This window comes from Pseudomonas sp. GM_Psu_1, from assembly GCF_026544185.1.
In the GTDB taxonomy this organism is placed as follows: Bacteria; Pseudomonadota; Gammaproteobacteria; order Pseudomonadales; family Pseudomonadaceae; genus Chryseomonas; species Chryseomonas oryzihabitans.
Genome location: NZ_JALNUX010000007.1, coordinates 191,489 through 203,878, shown reverse-complemented (window position 1 = coordinate 203,878; position 12,390 = coordinate 191,489). Strand labels below are relative to the sequence as shown.

Below are 12,390 nucleotides of genomic sequence, written 5' to 3'. Positions count from 1 at the left end.
GGTTATCCGGCCGTTCCGGCCGGTTGCAGGTGCAAGGAGAAAGAGAGATGAAAGCGAAACTGGTTCCCGTCCTGGCCGCTACGCTGGCTGCCGTGGTGCTCGCCGGCTGTTCGGGCAAGGTGGTCAATCGCGACAGCTGCGCCGCCCAGACCCGTTCCGCCTGGCAGGAACTCGACCTGGCCAAGGCCGAAGGCTTTTCCGGCACGGTGAGCTACTCCAAGGCGCTGGCCTTGCTGTCCACCGCCAAGACGCAGCAGCAGGTCGAGGCCTACACCGGTTGCGTGAAGAACGCCGAAAAGGCGCGCTTCTACATTCGCGAGTCCCGCGCCGGTCGCTGATCGCTTGGCCCCCTGGCCAACGGCCGCCGTCCAAAGCGACGCCGACATAACCGCGCGCGACGGATAGTGGCGGTTTGCTCCGCACCCTCTCAAGAATCGGCTTCTGCAGACGACAGCGTCGGTAGAACTCATTTTGTCGGGGTGCGGTATGAAAGGGATTGCGCGCTATCGCCTGGCCAATTGGCGAACCGCGACCAAGCTGGCGGTGGGCTTCGGGCTGGTGCTGCTGCTGACCCTGGTGGTGGCCCTGCAGGGCGGGCTCGCACTCAAGGATGTCGAGCATAGATTCGGCTCCCTGCGCGACATGGCGGCGATCAACCGGCAGGTGATGCAGGTCCGCGCCCTGGAGCAGGGCTTTCGCCTGAGTGGCGAGGCCGCCCAGGCCGAGCATCTACGGCAGGCCCTGCCGGCAGTGCTCGAGCGGTTGGGACAGCTGGAGGCCGAGGTGGGCAGTGCCAACGCTGTCGACCTCGGCGCCGCCCGTGAGGCCATCCAGGCCTATGGCGCTGCCTTCGCCGACTTCGAACGACTCCACACCTCGCGCCGTCTGGCCATGGAGGGGGCCGCCTTTCTGGTAGAGGGCGCGGCCAACAGCCTGGACATCCTCCAGTCCGGTCTGCTGGATGACGGCGCCTATGCCCTCAAGGATTCCGGCGGCAAGCAGGGCGCCGAACTCCTGACCCTGTCGCAGCAGGTCGGCGAACTCTATCGCCTGATGCTCAAGAGTCTCGACGAAGCCCAGGCGCGAGCCGGCAAGAGCACGGTGGACGACCAGCCGCTGCCCTCGGCCAGTGCCGCCCTGGAATTGCTGGCCAAGGTCGAGCCGCAACTGAGCGATCCGGCCTATTCCTCGGTCATCCAGGACGTCTCCACCAACATCAAGGAATTCATCCGCCGCCTCGGCGACTATGCCGCCGCCCTGGCCCAGGAGCAGACCGCCGGTGCGCGGATGACCAGCCTTGCGGAGACCGCGGTGCAGCGGGTCGATGCCCTCTATGGGCAACAGGAGACCGAACTGCAGGCGATGATGACCAAGCGCCTGCTGACCATCGGCGGCGTGGCCCTGCTGGCGCTGATCGTCGGCGCCCTGGCTGCGCTGATCATCACCCTGGCCATCGTCCGGCCGCTGCGCAAGGTGATCGCCGCCGCCGAGCGCATCGCCCAGGGCCAGCTGGATGTCGAGTTGACAGTGGATCGGGGCGACGAGATCGGCCAGTTGCAGCGTTCCAGCGCCAGCATGGTGGCGGCGCTGCGCGGCATGGTCCTGCAGCTGCAGAGCGGTATCGGCCGGCTCGGCCAGTCCGCCGCCGCCCTGGCCGAACAGGCCCGCGAGGCGCAGCGGGGCGTGACCCGGCAGCGCGAGGAAACCGATCAGGTAGCCGCGGCCATGGCCGAACTGGCCGCCACGGCCCAGGGGGTCGCCGCGGACGCCGAGGCCGCCGCTGGTGCCGGCGATCAGGCCGAGCGCCAGGTCAGCGATGGCCAGGCGGTGATCGGCCGCAGTCTGGCCGGTATCGAGACCCTGGGGGTGGATGTCCGGTCCGCGGCGGAGCGCCTCGAAGGCGTGTCCCACGACAGCCAGGCGATCAGCAGTGTGCTGGACGTGATCAAGGCGGTGGCCGAGCAGACCAACCTGCTGGCGCTCAACGCGGCCATCGAGGCGGCGCGTGCCGGTGAGCAGGGGCGAGGGTTCGCCGTGGTCGCTGACGAAGTCCGGGCCCTGGCGCGCCGTACCCAGCAGTCGAGCGTCGAGATCGAACGGCTCATCGTGGTGTTGCAGAAGGGCAGCGGCGAAGCGGTCGCACGGATGCAGCAGAGCGAGACCCTGCTCGTCGACACCCTGGACAGTGCCGGCGATACCCGGCGCGCCTTTGCCGGTATCGCCACGGCGGTGGCCAGCATCCAGCAGAGGAATCAGCAGATCGCCGCGGCGGCGGTACAGCAGCGCGGGGTGGCCGAAGAGGTGGCGGTCAATGTCACCCGGATTCGCGACGGCGCCGATCAGTCCAGCCAGGCGATGGCGGCCACGGCCTCAGCCAGCCGCGAGCTGGCCGAACTGGGTGACGAGCTCGCGCGCCTGGTGCAGCGCTTCCACGTCTGATCGACTCCGCTACTGGGCGTTGAGCGCCTGGCCAGTGGTGCCCCGGCTGGCCGGACCGAGCAGATAGAGATAGACCGGCAGGATGGCCTCCGCCGCGGGCACCCGGGCCGGGTCCTCTTCGGGATAGGCCGCCGCCCGCATGGCGGTGCGGGTACCGCCCGGGTTGACGCTGTTGACCCGGATGCCGTCCTCGGCCAGCTCCTCGGCCCAGACCTGCATCAGGCCCTCGGTGGCGAACTTGGACACCGAATAGGCGCCCCAGCCGCCCCGACCCTTGCGACCGACACTGCTGGACGTGAAGATCAGCGAGGCCTCACCGGCCGCCCTGAGCAGCGGCAGCAGGGCCTGGGTCAGGGCGAAGCCGGCCTGGACATTGACCTGCAGCACCTGCGCCAGCGCGGCGGCGGGCGTCTCTTCCAGCAGCACCCGCGGCCCGAGCAGGCCGGCGTTGTGTACCAGGCCATCCAGGCGCCCGTGACGTTGTCTCAGCCGCTCCGCCACGGCGGCATAGGCGGCCGCATCGGCCTGTTCGAGATCCAGTATCAGGGTCTCGGCCTGGCCACCGCTGGCCAGGATCTCCTGACACACCTGATCCAGCGCCGCGGCATCGCGACCCTGGAGGATGACGCTGGCGCCCAGGGCGGCGCAGCCCTTGGCGAGGGCGGCGCCGATGCCGCGATTGGCACCGGTGACGAGGATGACGCGGTCCTTGAGCAGCTCGGCCGGAGCCTGGTAGTCGAACATCTGAACCTCTAGCAGCCGCACAGCGCGCGATCGAGCAGGGCGCGCAATTCCAGCGGATGGTCGATGATGGCGTCGGCGCCCCAGTGCTCGGGGCGGTCGTCCGGATGGATGTAGCCGTAGCGCGCTGCCACCGTCTTGCTGCCAGCGGCGCGACCGGATTCGATGTCGCGCAGGTCGTCACCGATGAACAGGGCGGTCTGCGGATCCACGTCCAGTTGCCGGCAGGCCAGCAGCACCATCTCCGGATCCGGCTTGCTGTGCGTGACGTGGTCCGGGCAGACCAGGCAGGCCGAGCGCTCGGCCAGGCCCAGGCGCTGCATGATCGGCTCGGCGAAGCGCACCGGCTTGTTGGTCACCACGCCCCAACGCAACCGGGCGGCGTCGAGATCGCGCAGGATTTCGTCCATGCCGTCGAACAGCCGGGTGTGGACCGCGCATTGCGTCTGGTAGCGCTCGAGAAACTCCAGGCGCAGGGGTTCGAGTTCGGCGCCCAGGGGGTCGATCTCGAAGCCGGCCAGGATCATCGCCTTGGCACCACCGGAGATGACGCCGCGCAGGCGGGCCTCATCGGCGGGCGCGAGGCCCCTGTCCTGGCGCATGCCCTGGATAATGGCGATGAAGTCCGGCGCCGTGTCGAGCAGGGTGCCGTCCATGTCGAAGAGGACCGCTTGCAGACGCATGGCCTAGTCCTCGCGCTGGGTGCGCACCATGTAGTTCACCGTCACGTCGCCTTCGAGCTTGTATCTCTTGGTCAGCGGGTTGTAGGTGAGGCCGATGACGTCGCGCAGGTTGAGGCCGGCGGCGCGGGCCCAGGCACCCAGTTCCGAGGGGCGGATGAACTTGCGGAAATCGTGGGTGCCCCGCGGCAGCAAGCGCAGCACGTATTCGGCACCGACGATGGCGAACAGATAGGCCTTGGGATTGCGGTTGATGGTGGAGAAGAACACCTGGCCGCCCGGCTTGACCAGGTCGTGGCAGGCCTTGATCACCGAGGAGGGATCCGGCACGTGCTCGAGCATCTCCAGGCAGGTCACCACGTCATAGGTGCCGGCGTGCTTGCGCGCGTGGTCCTCGGTGGTCTCCTGGATGTACTCCACCGGCACGCCGGATTCCAGCTGGTGCAGGCGGGCGACGGCCAGGGGCGCCTCGGCCATGTCGATGCCGGTCACCTGGGCACCGCGCTGGGCCATGGCCTCGCTGAGGATGCCGCCACCGCAGCCGACGTCCAGCACCTTCTTGCCGGCTAGGCCCGCGTGCTGGTCGATCCAGTTGACGCGCAGCGGATTGATGTCGTGCAGCGGCTTGAATTCGCTCTCGCGATCCCACCAGCGGTAGGCGAGGGCCTCGAACTTGGCGATCTCGGCGTTATCGACGTTGGACATGGGGTTCTCCAGAGGCAAGGGAGCGGGGCGCGTCAGGCGCCCTGCTGGATACGGGTGGCCCACTGCTGCGCATTGGCTATGAGTTCGGCCTCGTCCAGGCGCACGAGTTCGCTCTGGCGCAGCAGCGGCACGCCGCCGACCCAGACGTCGCTGACGCGGTCGCGGCCGGTGGCATAGATGAGTTGCGAAACGGGGTCGTAGAGCGGCTGCTGGGCGAGGCCGCTGAGGTCGACGGCGGTCAGGTCGGCGGCCTTGCCGACTTCCAGCGAACCCAGGCAGCGCTCCAGCCCCAGGGCGCGAGCACCGTTCAGGGTGGCCAGGCGCAGCGCACGGTGGGCATCGAGGGCGGTGGCCGAGCCGGCGACGGCCTTGGCCAGCAGGGCGGCGGTGCGGGTCTCGCCGAGCAGATCGAGGTCGTTGTTGCTGGCCGCGCCGTCGGTGCCGATGGCGACGTTCACGCCGGCCTGCCAGAGCCGCTCCACCGGACAGAAGCCGCTGGCCAGCTTGAGATTGGATTCGGGACTGTGGATGACATGGCTGTTGGTCTCGACCAGGTTTTCCAGATCCTCGTCATCCACCTGGGTCATGTGCACCGCCTGGAAGCGCGGCCCGAGCAGGCCCAGTCGCCGCAGCCGGCTGAGCGGCCGCTCACCGGTCTGCTGCAGCGCCTGCTCCACCTCGAAGGCGGTCTCGTGCACGTGCATCTGGATCGGTGCCTGCAGTTGCTCGGCCAAGACCAGGATCTGTTCGAGCTTGGCGTCGGCCACGGTATAGGGCGCATGGGGGCCGAAGGCCACGCTGATGCGCTCGTGCAGCTTCATGTCGTCGAACAGTTCCAGGCCACGGCGGATCATGTCGTCCGCGGTGCGGGCGCCGGGAATGGGGAAGTCGAGGATCGGCAGGCAGACCTGGGCGCGCACCCCGGTGCGATGGATCGCCTCGCAGGCCACCTGGGGGTAGAAATACATGTCCGAGAAGCAGGTGATGCCGCCGCGGATCTGCTCGGCGATGGCCAGGGTGGTGCCGTCGCGGACGAAGTCCTCGTCGACCCAGCGCCCTTCGGCGGGCCAGATGTGATCCTGCAGCCAGGTCTGCAGCGGCAGGTCGTCGGCCATGCCGCGAAACAGGGTCATGGCGGCGTGACCATGGGCGTTGATCAGCCCGGGGATTAGCACCTTGCCCGGCAGCTCCAGGGTCTCCTTGGCCGGCTGGCGCAGGGCCTCGCTACGCGGCGCGAGCAGGGCGATGCAGCCGTCGCGCACGCCCAGGGCGTAATCGCGCAGGACTACTCCGGCAGGCTCCACCGGCACGATCCAGCTGGGGAGCAACAAGAGGTCCAGGGGCGCGGGGGTGGGCATCGGCGGCGGTTCCAAGGGGGGGCGAGCCGGCAGTATAGCGGTCCTTGCGGCGCTACCGCTAAATCCGCACGCCGATGCCGGTATACTGGCTGGCTACAGATTCAGGTCGAGGAGAGATCATGCGAGAGCGTCTGCTGGCGGCGGAAAAGATCAAGGCGATCGAATGGCGGGACGGTGCCCTGCACCTGCTCGACCAGCGCCTGTTGCCGCTGCGCGAACACTGGGTCGCCTGTCACAGCGCCGCCGAGGTGGCCCAGGCCATCCGCGACATGTTGGTACGCGGCGCGCCGGCCATCGGCATCAGCGCCGCCTATGGCGTGGTGCTGGGTGCCCGGCAGCGTGCCGCGGCGGGTGAGGACTGGCAAGCCACCGTCAGTGCCGACTTCGAACTGCTGGCCGCTTCGCGTCCCACCGCCGTCAATCTATTCTGGGCGCTCAACCGGATGCGCGAGCGCCTGACGCGCATGGCCGGGGAGGGTGCCCTGGCGGCGCTGGAAGCCGAGGCGGTGGCCATCCACCTGAGCGATCGCGAGGCCAACCTGACCATGGCCCAGCTGGGCGTCGAGCTGATCCGCAAGCACGACGCCAGCAAGCAGACCTTCCTTACCCACTGCAACACCGGCGCCCTGGCCACCGGTGGTTTCGGCACCGCCCTGGGCGTCCTGCGCGCCGCGCACCTGGACGGCCTGGTGGAATGCGTCCACGCCGACGAGACCCGCCCCTGGCTGCAGGGCTCGCGCCTGACCGCCTGGGAGCTGGCCGGCGAGGGCATCCCGGTCAGCCTCAACGCCGATGCCGCCGCGGCGCACCTGATGAAGACGCGCAACGTCGCCTGGGTGATCGTCGGCGCCGATCGCATCACCGCCAACGGCGACGTGGCCAACAAGATCGGCACCTACAACCTGGCGGTCATCGCCATGCACCACGGCGTGCGCTTCATGGTGGTGGCGCCCAGCTCCACCATCGACATGAATCTGGCGTCCGGTGACGACATCCCCATCGAGGAGCGCGCCGGTCACGAGTTGCTGGAAGCCGGAGGCCAGCGCATCGCCGCCGAGGTCGAGGCCTTCAATCCGGTGTTCGACGTGACCCCGGCCGATCTCATCGATGCCATCGTCACCGAGCGCGGTGTGGTGGAGCGTCCGGACGCCAAGAAGATGGCCGAGCTGATGAATCGGCGCCGCCTGCATTGAGGTGATCGCCAGGGGCGGATACATCCCTGAATGTGTTAGAATTTCGCTCTTTGCACAGGCTTTGTTCGAAAGCCCTCGGCAGGCGGCGATGCAGTGCTGAAAACCGGCTGGAGCGCCTTCGCGCCGCCGGTGGCAGGCGCCGCCAGACGGGCTTTCGCCTCTCCTATATCAGGCTCGGCCGACATGCGGACGAGCCCTAGCGCTTTTCAGATCAGAAGGAACCAGGCTTCTCATGGGTGAACTGGCCAAAGAAATCCTCCCGGTCAATATCGAAGACGAATTGCGGCAGTCGTATCTCGACTACGCGATGAGCGTCATCGTCGGCCGGGCCCTGCCGGATGTGCGCGACGGCCTCAAACCGGTGCACCGGCGCGTGCTCTACGCCATGAGCGAGCTGGGCAACGACTGGAACAAGCCGTACAAGAAATCCGCCCGTGTGGTGGGTGACGTCATCGGTAAGTACCACCCCCACGGCGACACCGCCGTCTACGACACCATCGTGCGGATGGCCCAGCCCTTCTCGCTGCGCTACATGCTGGTGGATGGCCAGGGCAACTTCGGTTCGGTCGACGGCGACAACGCCGCGGCCATGCGATACACCGAAGTGCGGATGTCCAAGCTCGCCCACGAACTGCTGGCCGACCTGGACAAGGAAACCGTCGACTGGGTGCCCAACTACGACGGCACCGAGCAGATCCCGGCGGTAATGCCCACGCGCATCCCCAACCTGCTGGTCAACGGTTCCAGCGGCATCGCGGTCGGCATGGCCACCAACATCCCGCCGCACAACCTCGGCGAGGTCATCGATGGCTGCCTGGCGCTGATCGAGAACAGCGAGCTGACCGTCGACGACCTGATGCAGTACATCCCCGGTCCGGACTTCCCGACCGCGGGCATCATCAACGGTCGCGCCGGCATCATCGAGGCCTATCGCACCGGTCGTGGCCGCATCTATGTGCGGGCCCGCGCCGAAGTCGAGGACATCGACAAGAGCGCCAATCGCCAGCAGATCGTCATCACCGAGCTGCCCTACCAGCTCAACAAGGCACGGCTGATCGAGAAGATCGCCGAGCTGGTGAAAGAGAAGAAGATCGAAGGCATCACCGAGCTGCGCGACGAGTCCGACAAGGACGGCATGCGCGTGGTCATCGAGCTGCGTCGCGGCGAGACCCCCGAGGTGGTGCTCAACAACCTCTACGCCCAGACCCAGCTGCAGACGGTGTTCGGCATCAACGTGGTGGCCCTGCTCGACGGCCAGCCGCGAACCCTGAACCTCAAGGAACTGCTGGAAGCCTTCATTCGCCACCGTCGCGAAGTGGTGACCCGGCGCACCGTCTACGAACTGCGCAAGGCGCGCGAGCGTGGCCACATCCTCGAAGGCCAGGCGGTCGCCCTGTCCAACATCGATCCGGTCATCGAGCTGATCAAGAGCTCGCCGACCCCGGCCGAAGCCAAGGAACGCCTGATCGCCACGCCCTGGGAATCCAGCGCGGTACGCGAGATGGTCGAGCGCGCCGGCGCCGACTCCTGCCGTCCGGACGACCTGCCCGAGCAATACGGTCTACACGAGGGCAAGTATCACCTCTCGCCCGAGCAGGCCCAGGCTATCCTGGATCTGCGTCTGCACCGCCTGACCGGCCTGGAGCACGAGAAGCTCATCGCCGAGTACCAGGAGATCCTGCAGCAGATCGGCGAGCTGATCCGCATCCTCACCAATCCCGAGCGGCTGATGGAAGTCATCCGCGAGGAGCTGGAGAAGGTCAAGGCCGAGTTCGGCGACAAGCGTCGTACCGAAATCATCGCCTCCCAGGTGGACCTGACCATCGCCGACCTCATCACCGAGGAAGACCGCGTCGTCACCATCTCCCATGGCGGCTACGCCAAGTCCCAGCCGCTGCACGCCTACCAGGCCCAGCGCCGGGGCGGCCGCGGCCGCTCGGCCTCGGCGGTCAAGGAAGAGGACTACATCGAACACCTGCTGGTCGCCAACAGCCATACCACCCTGCTGCTGTTCTCCAGCCTGGGCAAGGTCTACTGGAAGCGCACCTACGAGATCCCCGAGGCCTCCCGCGCCGCCCGTGGCCGTCCGCTGGTCAACCTGCTGCCGCTGGCCGAAGGCGAGCGCATCACCGCCATGCTGCCGGTCGATCTGGAAGCCATACGTCAGCAGGCGCCGGCCGGTGACGAGGACCTGGGCGAGCAGGACGACAACCTGGACATCGAAGACGCCGTGCTGGTGGAAGACGATGTCGAAAGCGAAAGCGAAAGCGAAGGCGAAGAGGGCGAACTCCTCGATGCCGACCAGGACGAGCCCACCGGCGCCTACATCTTCATGGCCACCCGCAACGGCACCGTGAAGAAGACCCCGCTGGTGCAGTTCAGCCGTCCGCGCAGCAACGGCCTGATCGCGCTGAAGCTGGAAGAGGGCGACAGCCTGATCGCCGCCGCCATCACCGATGGGGCCCGCGAGGTCATGCTGTTCTCCGACGGTGGCAAGGTCATCCGCTTCAAGGAACGCCATGTGCGCACCATGGGCCGTACCGCCCGCGGCGTGCGGGGCATGCGTCTGGCCGAGAACCAGCGGCTGATCTCCATGCTGATCCCCGAGCCGGGCGCCGAGATCCTCACCGCCAGCCTCAACGGCTTCGGCAAGCGCACCGCCATGGCCGAATACCCGCAGCGTGGTCGTGGCGGCCAGGGCGTGATCGCCATGGTCATCAACGAGCGCAACGGCCCCCTGATCGGCGCCATCCAGGTGCTGGACGGCGAGGAGATCATGCTGATCTCCGACCAGGGCACCTTGGTGCGGACGCCGGTCGAGGGCATCTCCCGTACCGGCCGCAACACCCAGGGCGTCACCCTCATCAAGCTCGGCAAGGGCGAGAAGCTGGTGGGCCTGGAGCGGGTGCAGGAGCCTTCGGTCGACGAAGAGCTGCTGGACCACGAAGCCGAGCTGGACGACGAGGTGCTCGACAAGGAATTGCCGGTCGACAGCCACGAACCCGACCAGGACGATGTGCTGCCCGGTGCCAGCGACGTGCCGAGCGATGATCTGCCCAACGAGGATGACGAGTGATGAGCAAGCGTGCCTACAACTTCTGCGCCGGCCCGGCGGCCCTGCCTGAAGCTGTGCTGCGCCAGGCCCAGGCCGATCTGCTGGATTGGCAGGGCCGTGGCCTGTCGGTGATGGAGATGAGCCACCGCGGTGAAGACTTCACCGCCATCTCGAACCAGGCCGAGGCCGACCTGCGCGAGTTGCTGGCCATCCCCAGCAACTACAAGGTGCTGTTCCTGCAGGGCGGCGCCAGTCTGCAATTCGCCCAGCTGGCGATGAATTTGATGCCCGAGGGCGGCAAGGCCGACTACATCGACACCGGCATCTGGTCGCGCAAGGCCATCGAGCAGGCGCGGCACTATGGCACCGTCAACGTCGCCGCCAGTTCCAAGGGCTACGACTACTTCGCCATTCCGGGGCAGCACGAATGGCAGCTGTCCAAGGACGCCGCCTACGTCCACTACACCCCCAACGAAACCATCGGCGGTCTGGAGTTCGACTGGATTCCGGACGTGGGTGACGTGCCCCTGGTGGCGGATGCCTCTTCCGACATCCTCTCGCGCCCGCTGGACGTCTCGCGTTTCGGGCTGATCTACGCCGGCGCGCAGAAGAACATCGGGCCGAGCGGCCTGGTGGTGGTGATCGTCCGCGAAGACCTGCTGGGTCGCGCCCGCGCCGCCTGCCCGACGCTGCTCGACTACAAGGTCGAGGCCGACAACGGCTCCATGTACAACACCCCGGCCACCTTCTCCTGGTACCTGTCGGGCCTGGTGTTCAAGTGGCTGAAGGAGCAGGGCGGTCTGCCCGCCATGGAGCGCCTGAATCGCCAGAAGAAGGAGCTGCTGTACGGCTTCATCGACGCCAGCGACTTCTACAGCAACCCCATCGCCAAGAACGACCGCTCCTGGATGAACGTGCCCTTCCGCCTGGCGGACGAGCGCCTCGACAAGGCCTTCCTCGAGGGCGCCGAAGCGCGCGGTCTGCTGTATCTGCAGGGCCATCGTTCGGTGGGTGGCATGCGCGCCTCCATCTATAACGCCGTGACCCTGGAAGCCGTCCAGGCGCTGGTGACCTATCTGGCCGAATTCGAGAAGGAGCACGGCTGATCATGTCCGAACACGAGCTCAAGGCCCTGCGCCTGCGTATCGACAGTCTGGACGAACGCATCCAGGAGCTGATCAGCGAACGTGCCCGCTGCGCCCAGGACGTGGCCCGGGTCAAGATGGGAACGCTGGCGGAGGGCGAAAAGCCCGTGTTCTACCGGCCCGAGCGCGAGGCCCAGGTGCTCAAGCGGGTGATGGAGCGCAACGGCGGTCCGGTCCGTGACGAAGACATGGCGCGACTGTTCCGCGAGATCATGTCCTGCTGCCTGGCCCTGGAAGAGCCGTTGCACGTGGCCTACCTCGGCCCGGAAGGTACCTTCTCCCAGGCCGCGGCGCTCAAGCACTTCGGCAAGGCCGTGGTGACCCGGCCCATGGCGGCCATCGACGAGGTCTTCCGCGAGGTTGCCGCCGGCGCCTCCAACTTCGGCGTGGTGCCGGTGGAAAACTCCACCGAAGGGGCGGTCAACCACACCCTGGACAGCTTCCTCGAGCACAACCTGTCGATCTGCGGCGAGGTGGAGCTGCGCATCCACCACCACCTGCTGATCGGCGAGAACACCAAGGCCGACAGCATCACCCGCATCTATTCCCACGCCCAGTCGCTGGCCCAGTGCCGCAAGTGGCTGGACTCCTACTACCCCAGCGTCGAGCGGGTGGCGGTGGCCAGCAATGCCGAAGCGGCGCGGCGGGTGAAGGGGGAGTGGAACAGCGCGGCCATCGCCGGTGACATGGCGGCCTCGCTCTATGGCCTGACCCCGGTGCAGCAGAAGATCGAGGATCGCCCGGACAACTCCACGCGCTTCCTCATCATCGGCAACCAGGAGGTGCCGCCCAGTGGCGACGACAAGACCTCCATCATCGTCTCCATGCAGAACAAGCCGGGTGCCCTGCACGAGCTGCTGCTGCCGTTCCATACCAACAACATCGATCTCAGCCGGATCGAGACGCGGCCCTCGCGCAGCGGCAAGTGGACCTATGTCTTCTTCATTGATTTCCTCGGCCACCAGGCCGATCCGCTGATCCGCGATGTGCTGGAGCGCCTGTCCACCAGCGCCGTGGCGCTCAAGGTCCTCGGTTCCTACCCCCGCGCCGTGCTCTGAGGCGGCGCCGGCCGGT

Annotated in this window: 10 protein-coding genes; 6 read left to right on the top strand and 4 right to left on the bottom strand. The window is 67.4% G+C overall.

All coding sequences use genetic code 11. The features are described from left to right. The first annotated feature begins 47 nt into the window (after positions 1-47). Together OXS31_RS14675 and OXS31_RS14670 are read left to right on the top strand one after the other, a co-directional pair. Positions 48-338, top strand: a complete 291-nt coding sequence (locus OXS31_RS14675) for a hypothetical protein (RefSeq protein ID WP_007160474.1) — start codon at positions 48-50, stop codon at positions 336-338. Positions 339-486: 148 nt separating this feature from the next. Next, entirely contained in the window at positions 487-2,439 is a 1,953-nt protein-coding gene (locus tag OXS31_RS14670; protein WP_027601628.1) for a methyl-accepting chemotaxis protein, read from the top strand. Positions 2,440-2,448: 9 nt separating this feature from the next. Here OXS31_RS14670 and OXS31_RS14665 read toward each other — a convergent pair whose 3' ends face one another. The 4 genes from OXS31_RS14665 to OXS31_RS14650 are packed head-to-tail and all read right to left on the bottom strand — an operon-like array spanning position 2,449 to position 5,923. Continuing rightward, positions 2,449-3,183: a YciK family oxidoreductase gene (locus OXS31_RS14665; RefSeq protein ID WP_267399884.1), complete on the bottom strand. Its 735-nt coding sequence runs from the start codon at positions 3,181-3,183 to the stop codon at positions 2,449-2,451. 8 nt (positions 3,184-3,191) lie between these two features. Further along, positions 3,192-3,863: an N-acetylmuramic acid 6-phosphate phosphatase MupP gene (gene mupP, locus OXS31_RS14660; protein ID WP_027598053.1), complete on the bottom strand. Its 672-nt coding sequence runs from the start codon at positions 3,861-3,863 to the stop codon at positions 3,192-3,194. A gap of 3 nt (positions 3,864-3,866) precedes the next feature. Next, positions 3,867-4,565: a bifunctional 2-polyprenyl-6-hydroxyphenol methylase/3-demethylubiquinol 3-O-methyltransferase UbiG gene (gene ubiG / locus OXS31_RS14655; protein ID WP_007160470.1), complete on the bottom strand. Its 699-nt coding sequence runs from the start codon at positions 4,563-4,565 to the stop codon at positions 3,867-3,869. A gap of 32 nt (positions 4,566-4,597) precedes the next feature. Next, positions 4,598-5,923 (bottom strand): TRZ/ATZ family hydrolase, encoded by a 1,326-nt coding sequence (locus tag OXS31_RS14650; protein WP_007160469.1) that lies wholly within the window; start codon positions 5,921-5,923, stop codon positions 4,598-4,600. Positions 5,924-6,042: 119 nt separating this feature from the next. On the opposite strand from OXS31_RS14650, the gene mtnA reads away from it, so the two are divergent. The 4 genes from mtnA (at position 6,043) to pheA (ending at position 12,374) form a co-directional block, all read left to right on the top strand. Further along, positions 6,043-7,116, top strand: coding sequence for an S-methyl-5-thioribose-1-phosphate isomerase (gene mtnA / locus OXS31_RS14645; protein ID WP_007160468.1), 1,074 nt, complete (start codon positions 6,043-6,045; stop codon positions 7,114-7,116). 232 nt (positions 7,117-7,348) lie between these two features. Beyond that, on the top strand, positions 7,349-10,192 hold the full coding sequence (gene gyrA, locus OXS31_RS14640; RefSeq protein ID WP_267399876.1) for a DNA gyrase subunit A: 2,844 nt from the start codon (positions 7,349-7,351) through the stop codon (positions 10,190-10,192). Beyond that, positions 10,192-11,277 (top strand): 3-phosphoserine/phosphohydroxythreonine transaminase, encoded by a 1,086-nt coding sequence (gene serC, locus OXS31_RS14635; RefSeq protein ID WP_007160466.1) that lies wholly within the window; start codon positions 10,192-10,194, stop codon positions 11,275-11,277. The genes gyrA and serC overlap by 1 nt, the downstream gene beginning before the upstream one ends. Next, complete coding sequence (gene pheA, locus OXS31_RS14630) at positions 11,277-12,374, top strand: prephenate dehydratase (protein ID WP_169853341.1); 1,098 nt, start codon at positions 11,277-11,279, stop codon at positions 12,372-12,374. Before serC ends, pheA begins: the two co-directional genes overlap by 1 nt. Positions 12,375-12,390 lie beyond the last annotated feature (16 nt).